This window comes from Marinomonas profundi (genome assembly GCF_020694005.1).
In the GTDB taxonomy this organism is placed as follows: Bacteria; Pseudomonadota; Gammaproteobacteria; order Pseudomonadales; family Marinomonadaceae; genus Marinomonas; species Marinomonas profundi.
Genome location: NZ_CP073013.1, coordinates 866,274 through 886,252, shown reverse-complemented (window position 1 = coordinate 886,252; position 19,979 = coordinate 866,274). Strand labels below are relative to the sequence as shown.

Annotated in this window: 14 protein-coding genes and 1 pseudogene; 5 read left to right on the top strand and 10 right to left on the bottom strand. The window is 46.6% G+C overall.

Annotated features, from left to right (window positions below; translation table 11 throughout):
- The first annotated feature begins 24 nt into the window (after positions 1-24).
- The 3 genes from J8N69_RS04090 (at position 25) to J8N69_RS04080 (ending at position 5,034) form a co-directional block, all read left to right on the top strand.
- Positions 25-972: an IS30 family transposase gene (locus J8N69_RS04090; RefSeq protein WP_114413812.1), complete on the top strand. Its 948-nt coding sequence runs from the start codon at positions 25-27 to the stop codon at positions 970-972.
- A gap of 400 nt (positions 973-1,372) precedes the next feature.
- Entirely contained in the window at positions 1,373-3,676 is a 2,304-nt protein-coding gene (locus J8N69_RS04085) for an ATP-binding protein (RefSeq protein ID WP_227803968.1), read from the top strand.
- A complete protein-coding gene (locus tag J8N69_RS04080; protein WP_168822440.1) occupies positions 3,676-5,034 on the top strand; it encodes a sigma-54-dependent transcriptional regulator in 1,359 nt (452 codons plus the stop codon). Before J8N69_RS04085 ends, J8N69_RS04080 begins: the two co-directional genes overlap by 1 nt.
- Positions 5,035-5,108: 74 nt before the next feature.
- Here the strand turns inward: J8N69_RS04080 and ggt are convergent, their stop codons facing one another.
- The 9 genes from ggt to J8N69_RS04035 all read right to left on the bottom strand — a co-directional run bounded on the left by ggt (position 5,109) and on the right by J8N69_RS04035 (position 17,870).
- Entirely contained in the window at positions 5,109-6,863 is a 1,755-nt protein-coding gene (gene ggt / locus J8N69_RS04075; protein ID WP_168822441.1) for a gamma-glutamyltransferase, read from the bottom strand.
- Between the two features lie 195 nt (positions 6,864-7,058).
- Entirely contained in the window at positions 7,059-8,672 is a 1,614-nt protein-coding gene (locus J8N69_RS04070) for a TRAP transporter large permease (protein ID WP_168822442.1), read from the bottom strand.
- Between the two features lie 15 nt (positions 8,673-8,687).
- Positions 8,688-9,365, bottom strand: coding sequence for a TRAP transporter small permease (locus J8N69_RS04065; RefSeq protein WP_168822443.1), 678 nt, complete (start codon positions 9,363-9,365; stop codon positions 8,688-8,690).
- A gap of 156 nt (positions 9,366-9,521) precedes the next feature.
- A complete protein-coding gene (locus J8N69_RS04060) occupies positions 9,522-10,514 on the bottom strand; it encodes a TRAP transporter substrate-binding protein (protein WP_168822444.1) in 993 nt (330 codons plus the stop codon).
- A gap of 275 nt (positions 10,515-10,789) precedes the next feature.
- Positions 10,790-13,003, bottom strand: a complete 2,214-nt coding sequence (locus J8N69_RS04055) for a tRNA(Met) cytidine acetyltransferase TmcA (protein ID WP_168822445.1) — start codon at positions 13,001-13,003, stop codon at positions 10,790-10,792.
- A 125-nt stretch (positions 13,004-13,128) separates the two neighbouring features.
- On the bottom strand, positions 13,129-14,628 hold the full coding sequence (gene prpD / locus J8N69_RS04050) for a 2-methylcitrate dehydratase (RefSeq protein WP_168822446.1): 1,500 nt from the start codon (positions 14,626-14,628) through the stop codon (positions 13,129-13,131).
- Between the two features lie 396 nt (positions 14,629-15,024).
- Entirely contained in the window at positions 15,025-16,152 is a 1,128-nt protein-coding gene (gene prpC, locus J8N69_RS04045) for a bifunctional 2-methylcitrate synthase/citrate synthase (RefSeq protein WP_168822447.1), read from the bottom strand.
- A gap of 84 nt (positions 16,153-16,236) precedes the next feature.
- Positions 16,237-17,115, bottom strand: a complete 879-nt coding sequence (prpB, locus tag J8N69_RS04040) for a methylisocitrate lyase (RefSeq protein WP_168822448.1) — start codon at positions 17,113-17,115, stop codon at positions 16,237-16,239.
- 65 nt (positions 17,116-17,180) lie between these two features.
- Positions 17,181-17,870, bottom strand: a complete 690-nt coding sequence (locus J8N69_RS04035; protein ID WP_168822449.1) for a GntR family transcriptional regulator — start codon at positions 17,868-17,870, stop codon at positions 17,181-17,183.
- Positions 17,871-18,161: 291 nt separating this feature from the next.
- On the opposite strand from J8N69_RS04035, the gene J8N69_RS04030 reads away from it, so the two are divergent.
- Positions 18,162-18,422: a DUF5062 family protein gene (locus tag J8N69_RS04030; protein ID WP_168822450.1), complete on the top strand. Its 261-nt coding sequence runs from the start codon at positions 18,162-18,164 to the stop codon at positions 18,420-18,422.
- A gap of 77 nt (positions 18,423-18,499) precedes the next feature.
- Positions 18,500-19,221, top strand: a pseudogene (locus tag J8N69_RS17050) (DUF1826 domain-containing protein).
- 87 nt (positions 19,222-19,308) lie between these two features.
- On the opposite strand, the gene J8N69_RS04020 reads toward J8N69_RS17050, so the two are convergent.
- Positions 19,309-19,692, bottom strand: a complete 384-nt coding sequence (locus J8N69_RS04020) for a DUF3429 domain-containing protein (protein WP_328796801.1) — start codon at positions 19,690-19,692, stop codon at positions 19,309-19,311.
- Positions 19,693-19,979: the final 287 nt, after the last annotated feature.

Genomic DNA, 19,979 nt, shown 5'->3' with positions numbered 1-19,979 from the left:
TACCACAGATAAAGCAGTACCAACATGAATTATCAGCAGTTGACCGAAGGCAAAAGATACCAGATTTCCGCTCTTTTAGGGCAAGAAATATCAGTGGCAAATATTGCACTCATCCTGAATTGTCATAGAGCTACGATTTACCGTGAGTTAAAGCGGAATAAAAAAGTAACAGAATATTGCCCTGACAAAGCCCAAAGAGCCTGTTTGATAAGGCGGAAGACAGCGGCAAAATATCGCATATCATCAAAGACAATTGATTTTATTCGTATTTTAATTGAAATCGACTGGAGTCCTGAGCAAGTCTCTAACGTACTCAAAAACTGCGGTGTTCCCGTCAGTCATCAATGGATTTACCAATATATCCATGATGACAAAAGAAACAAAGGGACACTTTACCGCCATTTGAGGCAAGGAAGAAAACGCTACCGGAAAGGCCAGAGAACAAAAGCTGAAGTGATCAAGAATAAGGTATCCATTGATGATCGGCCTGTGATTGTTGATACCAAAAAGCGCTTTGGAGACTGGGAGATAGACACTGTTTTAGGTAAGCACGGCTCAGGCTCAATTGTCACCTTGCTAGAAAGAAAGACACGTTTTTACCTTATAAAGAAAGTGGATTCGAAATCAGCCAAAGATGTGACTCAAGCAACCATAGAGCTATTGCTGCCTTTTAAAGATCATGTTCACACGATCACAGCAGATAATGGTCGAGAGTTCGCGTATCACGCTGAGATAGCCGAAGCATTAGAAACGACAGTGTATTTTGCTCATCCATACAGTTCTTGGGAACGTGGAGCAAACGAAAATAGCAACGGACTCCTAAGGCAATATGTGCCCAAAGGTACCGATTTAAGACGTGTTACAGAAGAGAGAATACACTTCGCAATGAGACGAATAAATAATCGTCCAAGGAAGTGTTTAGGGTTCAAGCAACCAGCCGTAGTGTTTAAAGAAATGTGCTTAGTTGCTTGAAGTGAAAGTGTCGCACTTCGGACTTGAATTCAGGAGGTTCCATAAAGCTGGATAAGATTCGGCGGCTGTATTCCTTCCAGCTTTTGAATAAGATCCTCTATTGTTAGACAATGAATGCTAATGGAATTCATTTTTATCCTATGCTTAAAAATTCATTATTTATCATAAAAAATGCAGTGTTTGCGTACTGTTCAAAGATGCCCTAAAGAAAGTTTGATTACAATCTATAGTGATAAATCTAAGGTGGGTTAGCGTTTTTTAGTTTTCTTTATTGTCTTTTAAATTGCCTTTTTGTCTTATATAGGATGCCTATGTCGATAATGGATGTCTAATATGTTTTTTAGATGGCATAAATCACCTGTGTTTGTTGTCTTTCAGATACGTTATTTAGGAATGACTTTTGAATAAAAATCATCGTCTTAGTGCTCGCTCTTTCTACCTAAACCACATGAAAAAATATTTTGCTGTGCTGTATCTTGGCGTCTTTATTGTTGCGTCTTTATCGATATGGAAGGGCGGTGAGGCGCTAAGAAATCAACAAATTGAGACCCTGCGAATCGACTCCTTCGAGCAGCTTAATCAGCTTGCCAGTATTCTAGAAAGTGCGATCGCCAAATACCAGCATATGCCGACTTTATTGGCGTCGAATGACAGGGTTAAAAAAGCCTTACGCGATGGTTTAGCGTCAGATATTAACCAATTAAATCGTGAGCTTGAGCAAATTAACCGCATCACGGAAGCGTCAGATAGTTATATTATAAACACCGATGGTTTAACGATTGCGGCGTCTAATTATCGTGAAGAAGCCAGCTTTGTTGGCGGTAACTTTGCTTTTCGGCCTTATTTTAAAGACGCGATTCAAGGCAAGCCGGGGCGCTATTATGCGCTTGGCACCACCTCTAATCGGCGGGGTTACTACTTTTCTTATCCGGTTTATGATGGCAATTCCATTATTGGTATTACCGTGGTGAAAGTGGATCTGACGCAATTTGAGAAGCGCTTTGCCAACCAGAATTATGAATTTTTGTTGTTGGACCCAGATAACATTGTGTTTAGCAGTTCTCGCCCAAGCTGGTTGTATCGAGTACTGGGCGAGTTGTCTCACGTCGAATTGCAGCGCATTGCTGACTCGCAGCGCTATTACGGTCAATCGATTGAAAAATTGGCGATAGTGTATCAAAAGCCATTTGATGAAAAATCTCAGATTGTCGATGTCCTAGAAAACACCATGACAAATGGCACTGAAGTATTAGAGCGGTTGTCTTTTTTAAGAATGAGTCGTCCCATTCGCTTGCTGGATTTTCAAATCTCTATTTTGGCTCCGCTCAACACCATTAATGAAGAAATTTCTCTCTGGCGAGCCATCTTTGCCGGTGGTGTGACCATCACGGCCTTGTTGTTTGGTTTGGCTATGCTAAGAACGCGTATGTTAAGGGAGCGATCCGACGCGAATGAAATGACTCGCCATAACCAAGCGTACATTCGTGAAGTGATTCAAAATACTCAGGCCGGTTTGGTCACCCTAGATGAGAGCTACAAGATAGAGTCTTTTAACCCCGCGGTTGAAAAGCTGGTGGGACAGCCTTTGGCACCTTTGGTTGGGCAACCGCTGAGTCGGTTATTTCAGCTCGATAAACAAGACGCCTCTGCCTTGGACTCGCACATGGATTTTCTTGAAGCCGCGAATGATTTGGGCATCAAGGTATTAACCAGAGAAGGGCATTTATGTTATTCCGAGCAAGCACTGGTCGCGGTTGAAATGACCTTGTGCGAAATGCAGTTGCCAAATCGTTTAAGTTATTTGGTGACCTTTCATGATATGACAGAACGTAAGCGTTATGAGCAAGAGATCACGCAAGCCCGAATCGAGCTGGAGCAGCGGGTACGAGAACGTACGTTTGAATTAGAAGGCGCCAATGTACGCTTACGTGATGAAATAGAAGAGCATAAAGGCACGCAAAGAGAGCTCATACAGACGGCTAAATTAGCGGTATTAGGTCAGCTGAGCGCAGGGCTTAACCATGAATTGAATCAGCCCTTAACGGCGATTCGAGCCTTTGCAGGCAACGGCTTAACGTTTCTTGATCGCGGCCAATATGAACAAGCTCACACCAACTTGCAGCATATTAGCCAGCTGGGGCAGCACATGGGCGATATCATTGCGCGCTTTAAAGTGTTTGCTCGTAAAGGCGATGTGCAGCAAGGGCCGATAGCGGTACAAACGGCCATTATGGGCGCGTTGAAGATCATGAGCCCGCGTTATAAAGAAGTCGCTATTGAGCTTGTTGTGACAGAGGATCAAGGCTTCATTGTGAATGGTGATATGGTTTTTCTAGAGCAAGTGCTGGTGAATTTACTGGCGAATGCAGCCGATGCTATACAGGACGCTCCAGATCGCCAACGACGGGTTCTCATTGAGCAAATTGCCACTGAGGATCAGGTCAATATAAGTATAAAAGATTCAGGTAATGGTTTGAGCGATGATGCCATTCGACACCTGTTTGAGCCTTTTTTTACCTCTAAGTCATCAGGCTTGGGGTTAGGCTTAGGGTTATCCATCAGTCTGCGAATTGTAGAGGCCATGGGGGGGCAAATTAGTGCGCAAAATCGGCCTGAAGGTGGGGCAGAGTTTTGTGTTAGGCTGCCTCGTTTTAATCATCCGACCTCTCAATCTCCGGCTAAAAAGTCTAACAAGGAAATCTAATGCCAGACAGTAAACAAGTAATATTAATTGATGACGAGCAAGCGGTTCGTATGGCTATTTCTCAGACTCTGCAGCTTGAAGACTTTACTGTTGCCGAATTTGCATCCGCACAAGGTGTGGTTGAAAAATTGTCACTGGACTGGTCTGGGGTGATTGTCAGTGACATCAATTTACCCGGTAAAAGTGGCTTAGAACTATTCGAAGAGGTTAAAAAAATCGACGCCGAAATCCCGTTTATTCTCATTACGGGCCATGGTGACATTAGCATGGCGGTGAGCGCGATTCGTGATGGTGCTTATGATTTTATTGAAAAGCCTTTTTCCAATGAAGATTTTTTAGATGTGGTGCGCCGCGCCTCAGAAAAGCGTCGTTTAACCTTAGAAAACCGTAATCTGCGTTTGGAATTGGCCGCACAAAATGCACCGGGGCCGCGTATTATTGGCAACACGCCGGGTATCCATCGTTTGCGTCAGGCTCTGTTGCATGTGGCCGATACCGGGGCTGACATTCTGATTCAAGGGGAAACCGGCACCGGTAAAGAGCTGGTGGCGCGTTATATCCATGAGCACAGTTCGCGCCGTGGTCATACTTTTGTGGCGATTAACTGTGGAGCCGTGCCGGACTCTATAATGGAATCTGAATTATTTGGTCATGAAAAAGGCGCCTTTACCGATGCCAAAGCTCAACGTATCGGCAAGCTTGAACACGCCAATGGCGGTACGCTGTTCTTGGATGAAATTGAAAGCATGCCCATGTCGATGCAAATTCGCTTGTTGCGAGTGCTGGAAGAGCGTCGTTTAGAACGTTTGGGATCTAATACAGCGATAGATCTGGATTTACGCATTCTGGCGGCCACCAAGGTCGATCTGAAACAATTGAGCGAAGGCGGTACATTTCGCGAAGATTTGTATTACAGGCTTAACGTGGTGCGGGTGGATATTCCGCCACTACGAGAGCGCAAAGACGATATTTCTCTGCTGTGGCAGCATTTTTGTTTGGTGGCGATTGCACAATATAAGCGCGAGTCAGAGCCACTTTCCGCCGCGCGTATGCACAGTTTATTAAGTTATGATTGGCCGGGAAATGTGCGTGAGTTGCGTAACCTTGCTGAGCGTTATGTATTAATGGGCGAGGCGGGCTCGTTCGAATTTGATCAAATCATCATTAATGAAAACAACCCCGGCGTGATGACGCTACCGGAACAGATAGAGCGTTTTGAAAAAACCTTATTAGAGCAAGAACTGCTGCGTCAAAAAGGCTCCATCAAAGACACTATGGATGCGCTGGGGCTGCCACGTAAAACCCTATACGACAAAATGCGTAAGTACGGTTTGGATAAAGAAATTTATAAACAATAGCATTGCATAGCGGATGAAAGAGGCAGTCCTTTGCCTAATGATAAGATCAGTGCTGGAAAGTGAATGGCGATGAGTTAGTCGCCTAATACCAAGCCTTCTCGTCTAGGGTCGGCGCCACCGAGTAACTCTTTATCCTCGATAACAATGCCTTGTACGCCGGAATTTAAATCTTGTACTGAAACCTTAAAGCCCATTTCCGTTAGCGACTTTTCTAAGGATACGGCTTGAGTGCCTTTTTCAAGATTGAAAGTACCAAATTGGTTAAGCCTATTAGGCAGCGTGATGGCTTCCTGAATGTCCATGTCCCATTCAAGGTGAGCGATCAGTGTTTTGGCCACATAACCAATAATGCGCGAGCCGCCCGGCGAGCCAACCACCAAATAAGGCTTGTCGTTTTTCATTACAATGGTAGGCGACATCGATGAGCGAGGACGTTTGCCAGGTTCTAAACGGTTGGCAATGGGGTAGCCGTCTTGATAGGTTTTAAAAGAAAAATCGGTTAGCTCGTTGTTCAATAAAAAACCGTTGGACATCAGGTGAGAACCGAAGCCGTTTTCAATGGTGGTGGTGACGGAAACCGCGTTGCCTTCTTTGTCGACGATGGAAATATGACTGGTCGACGGCAGCTCAATAGACACATCGTCAGCTTGCTTAATGGGGTGGCGCCATTCTGGTTCACCAGCTGAAACAGCGCTCAAGGCTTTTCCAGGGGTAATTAATTTTGCCCGTTCGGCGAGGTAGCTTTTATCTAATAAGCCTTGTGGCATCGGCACAAAATCGGTGTCTGCTATATAGCGACCACGGTCAGCAAAGGCAAGGCGAGATGCGTCGCCAATAATTTGCCAAGCCTCAGGGGAGTTTGGTCCCATCTTAGCAAGGTCAAAGTGCTCGGTAATCCCCAAGATTTGTCCGATGGTTAAAGCGCCTGAACTCGGTGGTCCCATGCCGCAAATATCGTACTCTTTGTAAGGTAAACACACAGGTGCACGCTCTTTCACTCGGTAGCTGGTCAAGTCTTGTGCCGAAAGTACACCGGGGTTGTCTAGTGCACCCTGTACCTGAGAGATGATGTTTTGAGCGATTTGTCCGTTGTAAAATTCGTCCGCCCCATAGGTTGCTAATGTGCGTAAGGTGGCATAGTACTGTGTGTTTTGTAGGCGGCTGCCGGCTTCACGTGGTGTGCCATCAAGATTGAAAAAATAGGCTTTGGTTGCAGGATAGCGTGATAAGCGCTCTGCACTGCCTTTGATGGCATCGGCTAAGCGCGGTGAGACAATAAAGCCTGCTTGGGCGAGTGTTTCCGCTGGGGCGAGTAAATCCGCCCAGAGCATTTTTCCATAGCGCGTATGAAGTTCGCCCATGAGTTTGACTGTGCCAGGTGTACCAACAGAACGCCCGCCCACCACCGCATCGTAAAAAGACAAGGGTTGGCCCTTTTCATCTTGGAAAAGCTCTGGCGTGGCTTCTCTCGGGGCGGTTTCACGCCCATCGAAAGTGGTTAACTTTTGTGTTGTTGCATCATAATAGACGGCAAAAGCACCGCCACCTAACCCAGAAGACTGGGGCTCAACCAGCCCTAGCGTCATTTGCACCGCAACCAAGGCGTCAATCGCAGAGCCACCCGCTTTTAGTATGTCGTAGCCAACTTGGCTTGCTTCGGGGTTCGCCGTTGCAACCATAAACTGTTCTGCTTTGGCTAAACGCTTTTCTTCAATACGACTGGCGCCCTCTGGAGCGACGCTGTCTGCGGCTTGCTCCGCCATAACAAGATGACTGGAGACGATAAAAGGAATGATCCCTAGGGCTTTTAACCAGCGTTTGTATTGCATTATTAAAGTCCTTATCGGTGAATAAAATAGAAAGACCTACCCTATCAGAATCAAAAGTCGTTGTAGAGGGGCGAGAAATAGGGCGCGGTAGAAAAAGTGTAGGGTTCTGTTTATTTAAAGAAAAAACGTATTTAAAGCAAAAAAAACGCCCCGTGAGGGGCGCTAAACTGTATCCGGTTTTTGTTACAAAACGGGTTACTGAACCATCTCGGGTCCCATTATGCTGTACGGTAGAGCTGTAGACAGAGCTGGGATGTAAGTCACCATCACCAAGAACACCATCAATACCAACATAAACGGCATGGCGGCTTTTATCACGCGGGCTAAGCTCATCCCGGTGATACTTGAAGTCACAAATAGGTTCAAACCAATCGGTGGCGTGATCATACCGATCTCCATGTTAACCACCATGATGATACCTAGGTGAATTGGGTCAACACCCAGTTCCATGGCAATCGGGAATACGATAGGCGCAACGATAACCAATAGACCAGAAGGCTCCATAAACTGACCACCAATCAACAATAAGATGTTCACGGCGATTAGGAAGGTAAACCAGTTAAAGCCAACGTCGAGCATCCATTCTGTAATGGCTTGAGGAATGCGTTCTGCAGAAAGCGTATGAGCAAACAACAAGGCGTTAGCGATGATGAACATCAGCATAACCGTTGTTTTTGTGCCTTCTAGCATGACCTTACGAGACTCTTCACCGAATAAAGACGGGAAGAAGCCGCGTATCATCATCGACAAGTTGCGTCCCCAAATAGGGGTGCCAGCGGCTAAACAAGTACCGACAGATTGTTCCAATTTGCTTGAACGTTTGTAGACATAAAAAATGGTGATGACAATCGACATGATCGCCCCCCACAGTGCACGATCACCCCCCGTCACGGTATCGCTGTCTGCGAAAGCGAAGAAAGACATGATTTCCCACACAAGGAAGAAAGATACGCCATAAACCATGCCATTAAAGCCGACACGAGCATGCGGTGCATCGTCGTCATTGGTCCAAGTTTGGCCTTTTAATGGCCCCATATCACGATACACAAACAGCGCAATAAACATGGAATAGACCGCGGCAACGACAGCCGCTTCGGTTGGGGTAAACACCCCGCCATAAATACCGCCCATGATGATGACGACTAGGAACAAGCCCCAGCCAGCCTCTTTACCACCTTTAACGATATGTCCGAAGCCTTTCCATTCTTCTGCTGGCAGCTTTTTGATGCGAGCGACCACATAAATGGCCAACATCAACATCCCCCCCGCGATTAATCCGGGAATAACACCGGCCAAGAACATGCGTCCAACAGAGACGTTTACCGAGGCGGCATAGACCACCATCACGATAGACGGCGGAATCAAAATCCCCAAGGTGCCGGCGTTAGCAATGATACCGGCGGCAAAGTCTTTTGAGTAACCCACCTGCACCATGCCCGCGATGGCGATAGTACCAATGGCGACCACCGTTGCAGGCGAAGAGCCAGACAAGGCCGCGAACATCATACAAGCCAATACCGACGCCATGGCTAAACCTCCGCGGAAGTGGCCCACACTGGCAATAGCAAAGTTAATCAAACGCTTAGCAACGCCGCCTGTCGACATATAAGACGAGGCAATGATGAAAAACGGGATAGCCAACAACGTATAATGTTGACCCACCCCAAACAGAGAAATCGCCACTGACGACAATGAATCGTGAGAGAAAAAAGTAATGAACAAGATGGACGATAAGCCCAACGAAATACCCACCGGCAAGCCAATAAACAGCAGGGTAAGTACCAATAAGAATAGAATAAGTGATTCCACGATGACGCTCCTGCGCTAGTCTTTCAAGACGTTTTGGTTTTCTTTGACAAGATCTTGTGCCTCATGGCTACTGATCAACATGCTGCGTTTGTCGCGGGCAATATCAATGAAGGCTTGTAAAGAACGGTAAGAAAGTAGAGCTAAGCTGATTGGCAGAATAACCAGTACGAGCCAGCGATGTACGCGAGGTTGCAAGCCAAACAACTCTTGCACAAACCCTGGGTAGCGCAATTCATCTGAGCCTATGCCAATTTTGAACATCTTCAACCAGTACTCAATAGCACCACCACTAACGTTGACACCCAACATGGCCAGCCAAGTTGAATCAAGCAGGAGTAAGCCATACAGCATCGCGGCAGCGGCGCCAATTAACGACAGTATTTTCGCGGTGCGTTTGGGGACGGCATTTAACACAATGTCGACGCCTAGGTGAAGATTGGTTTTGATACCGTAACTCATGCCCAACAAAATTAGCCAAGAAAAAGCCAACATATTGAACTCGAGCGCCGCATCCCAGCCGGTATTAAAGCCATAACGCGCGATGACCTGACCGAAGGATACCGCCATGATGGACGAAATAATGATGATTAATAGGTTTTCTTCTGCTCGTTCCATGACCTTGGGGCAGCGCTTTTCCAATGCCCAAAGAATAATAATAAAAATAAGTAAATAAAGGTGCGGCCAAAGTGCCATGGGGGTCTCCTAATAGTAAGTGGACCTATACTAAATAATAAGCAGTGTGTCGGCGCGTTTTGGTGTTAGCGTTGGCTAACGGTTGCTCTTTAAACGCACCGCACGACCACAAAAGCTGACCCGTGAGGGGTCAGCTGATTACTGGGTAAATAGGGATTACGCGCTAGCAGCAGCGTCAATCAAGTCTTTACCAATGTACTTCTCAAATTGCTTCCAAACCGGCTTCATGGTGTCCACCCATTCTTGACGCTGTTCTGGGGTCAAGGTATTGATTTTGCCACCCGCTTTGAGGATGTTTTGACGGTTTTCTTCTTCTGCGGCTTTCACACTCAAGTTAGCTTCTTGGGTAACTTCATCGGCAATTTGTGTGAATTGGGCACGGTCTGCAGGAGAAAGGCTCTTCAAAAACTCAGACGAGGTCATGAACAAGTAAGCCAACAACTGGTGGTTCGTATCGGTTGTGCTGTCTTGAACTTCGTAGAATTTTTGTGTGTAGATGTTTGACCAAGTGTTCTCTTGTCCATCTACAACGCCTGTTTGTAACGCACTGTACACCTCAGCAAATGCCATCGCCTGCGGAGATGACCCCATTGCGGCGATCATTTGTTTCGCAACGTCAGAGGTTTGTACACGGAATTTCATGCCTTTCGCGTCACTAGGAACCAAAAGTGGCTTCTTGGCAGAGAAGTATTTCATCCCAGACATCCAGTAACCCAAACCAACGAATCCGGCGTATTCGTCCATTTCAGTTAACAGTTTTTTGCCTTCTGACGTCTTAGTAAAACGGATGGCGTGATCCATGTCTTTGAAAATGAAAGGGAGGTCAAACACGCCATATTTGTCGGTGTAAGAACCGAATTTAGAAAGTGAAGGAGCCAATAGTTGAACGTCACCTAATAGAAGCGCTTCAAGCTCTTTAGAGTCACCAAATAACGTGGAGTTAGGGAAAACTTCAACACATAATTTTCCGTCCATTTCTTTGTTTACGCGGTCTGCAAAGTTATTTGCGGCAACGACTTTAGGGTGAGATGTACCGCCTGTAACATGGCTAAATTTAACAACACGTTCGCCTGAATCACAATTCGCAATGGCAGTGCTAGCAGAAAGGGCAAGCGCTAAAGATGTTAAAGCAAGGCTGAATTTTTTCATTTTTATAAGACTCCAAAAGCTCAATTATTATTGTTGGTCTGATTATTAGCCTAGTTTTGCCTGATCTTTATTCGCATCGCTCGATGCAAACACCATAGAACAAAACAGAGGTGGCTAACCATACTGTTTACACAATTTGTGCCAAGTCTTTATGGTTTTTATAAGCAACTGATTTAAATAGGAAAAATAATGTAGAGTGGTATTTTTGCTGTGTTAAAACAAGCAGATAGGGCGGAATTACACACATGAAGGATTGAAAATGGGTGGTTATCCGCCTATTTTTCTGGAAAATGCGTTGCGAAAAGCGTTTTGAAACTTTGCAACATGGCTTTTTTACCTGACAAATGGCTTTGCTGGCGTGTTTGCTCGGTGCTTTTTCCTAATGCCGCTTCCATTAAAAGACGATGACTTGGGTTGTTGGGGGTTAATTTGCCTTGCATAGTAAGAGACAAGGCGGCTTTGAGAAAAGCCGGACGAATACTATCAAAGGGTCGGTGATGCGCGGTAAAGAGCGCGATATCACGAAGGTCGTGTTGCGACAGTTGCGCCAAGGCGGGGTGTTGTTTTATGTGAAGGTGCTGACTTTTCAACATTAGCATGAGTAATGCCGTCGAGATATCCGCGTATTGTACGAGAATGTTGATTGAAAAACGCTCAATAAAGCACTGTTGCCAATGGCGAGCGGACTGCTCGGCTTGCTCTGTCATCGGCTTGATCATCATTAAAGAGTAACAGCCGCTGGCTTGGTCTTTAGCGGTACCAAGTCGTACCGGCCTGTAGCCATTCTTTAGCCAAAAGGCCGTCACATCGGGCGTTGCCGCAAAGCTGGTTGATAAAAAGTCACAGTGCCCGAGGGCGGCGGTTTCGATATGTGTCAGCAATTGGCTGGCAAACCCTTGCTGTTGTTGCCTGGGTTCCGTCGCAATACGGCTGATACGCCAATAGCGGAATTGCCCAGCGTCTTCAAACCCTTCATGGGCCAGTAAAGACTGTGGCACCAGATGCCCTCTGGGACGGCGAATGCCTTGTAAGACCGCTAAACTGAGCGCTTCTGGTAAGTCGCCTTCTGTGGTGACGATGGCAACACTATTAAGTGCTGAACCTTGCATGGAAAGATAAGCCGACATGGATGGATCATCTAATACCCAACGTAGGTTATCTGGTGAAGTTTGATAGTGAGCACTTACTAATAGATTAAACGTGCTGGCAAGCAGCGTGGTGTTCTCTAACCACGCTTTGCCGATAAGGGTTTTGTACTCGATGTCAGGTTTGTACTTGATATCAGTGTTTTCGGCCGCTTGATCTGTGTCCAGTAGCGTGGTGGTTTGCTGAGTTATTGTTTTTTGAATACTGGTTCGCTGGTCGTTTGTTTGCGGAAAAGCGGGCGCCAAAAAGAAGCCGTCATTGATCCATTTCTCCAGTGGGTCATTTCCCCCCCATCGAATCGGTTGGCTTAATATAAGTGACTGCAGAGGCGCACGTTTCGTGGTTTTCTGCGCCGCTAAATCACGACAAAAACGAATGCCAAAGCCTTTCCCTGCGCCTTCATAACCATAATCTGTGGTGCTAAAAAGACAGTGTTTGGCTTTTTGATTTAACGCCATGAGCAAAGGCAGTGGAATCATGGACGCTTCATCAATAAAGAGAAAGTCCCAATAGGTGGCGTCAGCGACCAGAGCATCTGGGGCAAAAAAAGGTAAGTCTGCATCAATATCGAATTGACTTAATCGGCTTTCAAAACGGGCTTTAAGGCTCACAATCGCCCCTTGATGTGGTGCGGTAATCGCCACGCGTTTGCCCGCTTTTAATAGCGTTGCCAGACTGTCGCCCAGTAGGGTGGATTTTCCTCGGCCTCGTGGCGCGATTAAGACATAAGATTTAGCTTGTTCTGCCAGTAAACAGGCTTGGGCATCGGCTTGTTCTTGCGTCAGCGGCGCGTTGTGCTCTAATGCTTTTAAGGCCGGTAGCGCCTTGATGTGGTTGGCGTTATTGTTATCAGTCTGCTCTTTACTAGGAACTAAATTATTAGGAACTAAGGTTTGAAAAGGCGACCTTGTGCTTTGTAAATGATCGAGCAAATAACGCTTAAAATGCGATTCCACCTGTTCCGGTTTATAAGGCCAAGGCAGGTAACGCGGTAAATCTTGATCGATTATAGGCAGCCAATTTTCTTGTGGTAAGGCAATGGCAAAAAGTCCGTTGCCCCGCACGGTACCTGATAAAATCGCCAGCGCACTGGCGGAAACGCCATGAGTCAAATCCACCAAAATGGCATCATAGCTGCTGCCGAGTGTTTGGCGGGTTTGTTTAAAAGCGCAGGTTTTATACGCGCTTGTTTCAAAGGGTGGAGCCAATAACGCGTCGTATTCGCTCACATTATGAGCGGCAACCAGCCGAGTAGAAAGGTTTTTACTAAGACAAAGAAAGTCCGACAGAACCTCGCTAGGCGAGCCTTTTAATAAGAAACAATGGCGATGGTTGCTAGACATATGGGTAAAATTTCCTTGTGGTCGTCCTATCAGAGACCTTGGTACGAGTGCTGTGCTCGTGCAAAGGGCTCTATCATACTGTGACCACAAGGAAGCGCCAATGATACTGACGTGAGAAAGTCCGTTTAGGCGATAACAAATAAATCCATAAAGCGGTTTACCGGTGTGCTTTCAAGAGCACTTTGGTCCTTACAAAGCGTGAAGATGGTTTGGCATTGGCGGCTTGGAAAGCGTGTTGCCAAATTGTTTTTAAACTTCTGCTCTAACAAGGGAATGCCTTCTTCACGGCGGCGACGGTGTCCGACTGGGTATTCCACCACCACTTCTTCGGTACTGGTGCCATCGTTAAAGAAGACCTGAATCGCATTGGCAATAGAGCGTTTATCGGCTTCTAAATATTCAGCGGTAAAGCGCTTGTCTTCGACGATTTCCATCTTGTCACGCAGCGTATCGATGATTGGGTTAGCGGCATGGAAGTCATCTTCATAATGCTCGGCGATTAAATTACCAAACGCCAATGGCACAGCGGTCATGTATTGCAAGCAATGATCGCGGTCAGCGGCGTTGGCTAATGGGCCTGATTTGGAAATGATACGGATCGCCGATTCATGCGTGCGAATGACGATCTTGTCGATCTCTGCTAAACGATCTTTCACTTGAGGGTGCAAGGTAACGGCCGCTTCTGCTGCGGTTTGTGCATGGAATTCCGCTGGGAAAGAGATCTTGAATAAGATGTTTTCCATCACGTAGGTGCCATAACATTGTGGAAAGTCTTGCGAGAAAGAAAACTGACGTTTGTCATCTGGCTTGATGGCTTGGTCTTTGTTGGTTTTCGAGAAAGACACATCATAAAAGCCCCATTGTGGCGCGGTTAACACACTGGGAATGCCCATTTCGCCTCGCATCGACATATCCGCCAAGCGAACCGCACGGGAAGTGGCGTCGCCCGCCGCCCAAGATTTACGAGACCCCGCGTTGGGTGCATGACGATAAGTCCGCAAAGCCGAGCCATCGACCCAAGCTTGGGAAATCGCCGCCATGATTTGTTCTCGGTCGCCGCCCATCATCTTGGTGACTACCGCCACAGACGCCACACGTACCAATAAAACGTGGCACAAACCCACTCGATTAAACGAGTTTTCCAACGCGATCACACCTTGAATTTCATGGGCCATCACCATGGCGTCCAATACGTCACGCACGGTCATTGGGCTTTCGCCCTTTGATAGTCGAACTTGTGAAAGGTGATCGGCGACCGCCAAAATGCCGCCTAAGTTGTCGGAAGGATGGCCCCATTCTGCGGCCAGCCAAGTGTCGTTATAATCCAGCCAGCGAATGATGCAACCAATGTCCCAGGCGGCTTTTACTGGGTCGAGAGACAAAGACGTGCCCGGTACGCGCGCGCCGTTGGGTACCACCGTACCTTGTACGATGGGGCCGAGGTGCTTGGTACATTCTGGAAAGCGCAAGGCAAGTAAGCCACAGCCGAGCGTATCCATTAAACAGTTACGGGCGGTGTCGAGCGCTTCTTGGCTTTCTACTTTAAAATTCAGTACATAATCTGCGATGTCTTGAATCACTTGGTCGTAATCTGGGCGGTTGTTTATATCTACGTTGTTGCTCATCTCTTTTCCTTAATCTAAAAACGTTTTGTTAATGTTAATCTCTTAGAGTGAATTTACCGCAGCTTGCTGCGTAAATAACTAAAATCTAGCTTTGTCATTCCCGCCTTCGAGACTGTCGTTAAACGAATTCCATCGATCTTGTCGTGCTTTAGCGCGTCAAGGGTTTTGGTTTGGTGTTATCGGGCTTTTGACGGCCTAAAGGCCGACCTACAAAAACCAATATAAATCAACTAATTGCAGGCTAAATAACGTTACACGCCTGATTACGGTCGTACCTCCCTCATCAGGCCTACAAAACTTATTCGACCTTCGCTGACTACCTTTAACGACAATTTCCTTCACGGGAATGGCACACTGGTACCTCGCCCCTTGGGGTGGAGTTATTCATTTTTAGGGTTAATGGCGGTCGTCGATATCCACCCACTCAGAATGATCGGGTCCAATGTAATCGGCGCTGGGACGAATAATGCGGTTATTGGCTCTTTGTTCCATGACGTGAGCGGCCCAGCCTGTGACGCGGGAGCAAACGAAAATTGGCGTAAATAGCTTGGTTGGAATGCCCATAAAGCGATAGGCGCTGGCGTGGAAAAAGTCGGCGTTACAGAAGAGTTTTTTCTCGCGCCACATGACGGCTTCACAACGTTCTGAGACGGCGTACAAATGATCGTCGCCCACGTCTTCACTGAGTTTTTTGGCCCACTTTTTAATGATGTCATTGCGCGGGTCTCGCTCACTGTAAATAGCGTGACCAAAGCCCATGACCTTTTCTTTATTGGCGAGTTTTTGCAGCAGTGCCGCTTCGGCTTCGTCTGGGGATTGCCACGGTTCGATCATCTCCATGGCGGCTTCATTGGCGCCACCATGAAGTGGGCCACGCAAGCTGCCAATACCGCCGGTGACGCAGGAATACATGTCTGACAAGGTAGATGCACACACACGAGCCGTAAAGGTCGAGGCGTTGAATTCGTGCTCAGCGTATAAAATCAAAGACGCATTCATCACTTGCGTATGCAGGGCGCTTGGTTCTTTATCGTGCAGCATGGTGAGAAAATGCCCCGCCAACGAGGGTACCTGCGCATTGAGTGTGTCGACTCGCACGCCGTCATGGCTAAAGCGATACCAATACAAGACGATGGCGGGCAAGGTAGCGATCAAACGGTTGGCGGTGCGATGTTCTTCCTCAGCATCTAATTCTGGTTCCAAGTTGCCTAAAAAAGAGCAGCCGGTGCGCATGACATCCATCGGGTGGGCGTCGGCCGGAATCAACTCTAAGGCTTTTTTCAGGGTCTCAGGTAAAGAGCGCAAACCGATTAGCTTATCTTGGTAAGCGGTCAGTTGTGCGCGATTGGGTAACGCGCCGTACAATAAAAGATAAGCGACTTCTTCAAAGCTTGCCTTGTCGGCTAAAAGGTCAATATCGTAGCCTCGATAGGTTAATCCAGAGGCGGCCTTGCCAACGGTACAGAGTGCGGTTTCGCCTGCGCTTTGGCCGCGTAGGCCGGCGCCAGAAAGTACTTTAGCCATTTTTCTGCTCCTGTTCTTATTTTTTTGGATAAGTTCTTGTTATTTTTTAGACTCTTATTTCTTAGGCTCTTATTTCTTAAACTCTTATTTTTTAGAGAAGAGCGCATCTAATTTGTCTTCGTATTCATGGTAGTTGAGAAATTCGTAAAGCTCATTACGGGTTTGCATACTGTCGACCACATTGCGCTGGTGGCCGTCGTTTAATAAATGCTGATAGACGTTTAGTGCCGCTTTGTTCATGGCGCGAAACGCACTTAATGGATAGAGCACTAAGTCCACGCCAGCGCTGGCCAACTCTTCTTTACTAAATAATGGCGTGGCACCAAATTCAGTGATGTTTGCCAATACGGGAATCTTTACTGCGGCGACAAATTCTTGGTATTGCTCCAAGGTGATCATGGCTTCGGGGAAGATCATATCGGCGCCGGCTTCAACACAAGCAATGGCGCGTTCGATGGCGGATTCCATACCTTCTACCGCTAAGGCATCGGTGCGCGCCATGATGACAAAGTTGTCATCGACACGAGCGTCTACGCAGGCTTTGACACGATCGACCATTTCGTTTTGGCTAACAATGGCTTTATTGGGGCGATGACCACAGCGCTTTTGCTGGACTTGGTCTTCAATATGCACCGCCGCGGCACCGGCTTTTTCCATCTGTTGGATAGTTCTGGCGATATTAAAAGCACCACCAAAGCCAGTGTCGATATCGACCAGTAATGGCAAATTCGACGCAGAAGTGATGCGTCGCACGTCTTCTAAGACATCGTGCAAATCCGTCATGCCAAGGTCTGGCAAACCATAGGAGGCGTTAGCGACACCGCCGCCAGATAGGTAAATGGCATGATGCCCTGTTTGTTCTGCCATCATGGCGCAATAGGCGTTTACGGCGCCGACCACTTGTAATGGCGATTGGGTGGCGACGGCGTGTCTAAAACGGGCGCCTGCTGAAAGTATTGTCATGGTATTTCCCTCTTATTCTTGTTCAATGTATGGCTTGTTAAATGTATGGCTTGCTTAATGTATGGCTAACGTGAGGCGGCGGAGGCTGTTTGGTGCATGGCTTGCTCCAGTAACTTACTGGCGCGGCTAATATGACGGCGCATCAGCAACTCGGCGAGATCGCCTTCGTGATTGGCAATCGCATCCAAAATGGCCTTGTGCTCGCGTAATGCTTGGCGTGGATCGCTGCGTTGATCGGCGGTGTGGCGTCGATACATGCGAATCACCGCGTATAATTCTTCGGTTAATAAACGAATTAACTTGGCGTTGCCGCTGGCATGAATGATGCGCAAGTGAAAATCGTCATTGCCGCCTTGTTGCACGTAATGTTCGTCTTGATTGGCGTCTAAATGCGCTTGATGCTTGTCGAGTAATACGTACAGACTTTGAATTTCATCTGCTGGCATAGTCGTCGCAGCGAGTCGTGCCGCCATGCCTTCTAAGGCCTCGCGCATGGAGAAGGTGTCGAGCATGTCTTGCGTGTTGAGTTGAATAACGCGCGCGCCTACATTGGCGGTGCGCGTGACCAGACCAAGCCCTTCTAACTTAACAATGGCTTCCCTTAGTGGCCCACGAGACACGCCATATTGCTTGGCGAGTTCTGGCTCAGAAATCTTACTGCCTTGGGGGATATGACCCTGCACAATGGCATTGCTGAGTTGCTGAGCGATGTCTTGCGACAGGGTGGCTGACTTGATCGAAATAAGGTTATTCATAAAAGACAAATTACTTAATTGTTGACAATGTATCTAGTTATAGCGGTGTTTTTAGGGTTTATCAAGCTGGATTGTCGACAATATATTGATTTCTTTCTTATCCTTTAGTCGTATATGAGGGCTTTTTTGCTAAAATAAGCCGCTAAACTTTTGTTAATTAAGTGGTTTTTGGTTTTTATCCAATGAAATGCTGGGTTGAATAGAAAAAACTGCTAGTCTCTTTAGTCGCATAAAGAGTCTAATTGTCGACATAAATGTCGATTTGCGGCAAAGCATCAATAAGGGAAAACCATGAAAAAAATTAAAAATGAAGCGGCGTTAAGTAAAAAAGCCATTCAGGTTGGCGAGAATTATGCTCTGAAACGTGGCTACGCGGGCTTTTCTTCGACCATGTCGGCCAATGAGAAAACTGAGGCGATTTATCGTTTATTAGTGCTTGATAAGCTGGTAGTGGCCTTGCCCGCAGACAAAGAAGATTTGCCTAGCATGAAGCACAAGTTGGCGTTGTGGATTCAGAAGCTGTTACCGAAAGATGACCCTTTACTCAAATAGGTCTTTTATCTGACGGCGCTTTATTTTATTTATGTTATAACATAACATGTTAATTGAGTGTTTATAACGTGGAGAGTATGGCGGTGAATCTGAGTGTACAAAAAAAGTCGCAACCGGTTGATCTAAAAAGCGCGGCGTTAACATTTGTTGATGCGGAGCAAGTAACGGAGAATAGTGTAGAGAAAACACCCTTATTTGGTGTGGCCAAGTCGCCCCATCACGACGTGCTGGCGGATATTTATCAGAACAACATTAGCATGGTGGTATGGCAGCGGCAGCTTGGTGTGTTGTCGCACTATGCGCAGTCGTTATTAACACTAGCCCCCAACCTTACTGTCAAGGTGCAAGGGGATTCGCAGCAGATGACAGGCTTGCTGGCACGACTTCTGCCGGATGCACAAGGTAAAGAGGAATTTATCGAAGACGTGTCATTATTGGTCGAGATGTTTGCCTGTTTGCTGGATCTTGATGAAGTTGGACTGCGTTTGAGTGTGTTATCCAATGCCATGTGCCCCCGTTTTCATGTGGATAAAATTCCCTGTCGTCTCGTATCCACTTATGTTGGCGCGGGCAGCGAGTGGCTGCATGATGCCCATGTGGTTAGAGACAAATTAGGTCGTGGTGGTCAGGTAAAAGACCATAACAGTGGTTTGCATGAACAAGGTCGTATCAATCAATTAAACACAGGGGATGTGGCGGTGATGAATGGCCAACATCTTTGGGGCGTGGTGTGGTGCATCGTTCACCTTCAGCAAGCACTGAAGATAAACGCGTGTTTTTAAGCTTGGATAGGATTTGAGTGCTTTGTCCAATCACCAGTCAATGGTTTGGTTATTCCAGTCAAGATACGCCGCTTTATTGTCCATGGTAGCGTTTGTCATTTTTGTTAGTAGTGTGGGTACAAAACCAAAAGATGCATGCTGCAAACAAGTGATGTTAAGCCGAAATGCATGGACAAATAGTAGGATTTATTGTCGTTTGAGGGTTTATTGTTATTTGAGGGTTTTAGCCAGCGCGCTTCAACCCAAAAAATACTGATAAAACCAAGCAATAACAGTGCGATAGATAATTCTGGAGCATTAATCAGAAGCGTAATCCACGCCACGAGCAATACCATATTACAGGCCAATAGCAGCTTTTTGCCGTTGTTGCATTGTTCTTGCTCTAAGACTTTCCCCCAGATAATGCCACTAATGAAACTAAGGGTAATGGCCGCATAAGTGGCAAAAAGCGTGATGCCTGCGGTGCCGTAAAGTGTGCTTTGAGACAAGCTTAAATACGTTGCCAAAACAAAAGGAAGTATGCTCAACGTAGCTAAAATTGTAACTACGGGCTTAAATGAACGCATGTTGATACCTAATTCGATGAAATAATAATATGTAAGTAATATGAATTATCTAACAAAACCGATGTTAAAACAGCACTTGACGTCCTTGTTTTGTCCTATTTTAAGTGATTAAAGCGTAAAGTTTTTTGTCGCCTTCTATTCGTCAATCGCCATTGAGCAGACTACGGTCAAAGAGTACAATGTGCGGCTATAACTTTCTTGGGCATGCG

Coding starts and splice junctions, on each gene's coding strand:
- J8N69_RS04090 (WP_114413812.1), top strand. CDS start 25: ATGAATTATCAGCAGTTGACCGAAGGCAAAAGATACCAGATTTCCGCT.
- J8N69_RS04080 (WP_168822440.1), top strand. CDS start 3,676: ATGCCAGACAGTAAACAAGTAATATTAATTGATGACGAGCAAGCGGTT.
- ggt (WP_168822441.1), bottom strand. CDS start 6,863: ATGCAATACAAACGCTGGTTAAAAGCCCTAGGGATCATTCCTTTTATC.
- J8N69_RS04065 (WP_168822443.1), bottom strand. CDS start 9,365: ATGGCACTTTGGCCGCACCTTTATTTACTTATTTTTATTATTATTCTT.
- J8N69_RS04060 (WP_168822444.1), bottom strand. CDS start 10,514: ATGAAAAAATTCAGCCTTGCTTTAACATCTTTAGCGCTTGCCCTTTCT.
- J8N69_RS04055 (WP_168822445.1), bottom strand. CDS start 13,003: ATGTCTAGCAACCATCGCCATTGTTTCTTATTAAAAGGCTCGCCTAGC.
- prpD (WP_168822446.1), bottom strand. CDS start 14,628: ATGAGCAACAACGTAGATATAAACAACCGCCCAGATTACGACCAAGTG.
- prpC (WP_168822447.1), bottom strand. CDS start 16,152: ATGGCTAAAGTACTTTCTGGCGCCGGCCTACGCGGCCAAAGCGCAGGC.
- prpB (WP_168822448.1), bottom strand. CDS start 17,115: ATGACAATACTTTCAGCAGGCGCCCGTTTTAGACACGCCGTCGCCACC.
- J8N69_RS04035 (WP_168822449.1), bottom strand. CDS start 17,870: ATGAATAACCTTATTTCGATCAAGTCAGCCACCCTGTCGCAAGACATC.
- J8N69_RS04030 (WP_168822450.1), top strand. CDS start 18,162: ATGAAAAAAATTAAAAATGAAGCGGCGTTAAGTAAAAAAGCCATTCAG.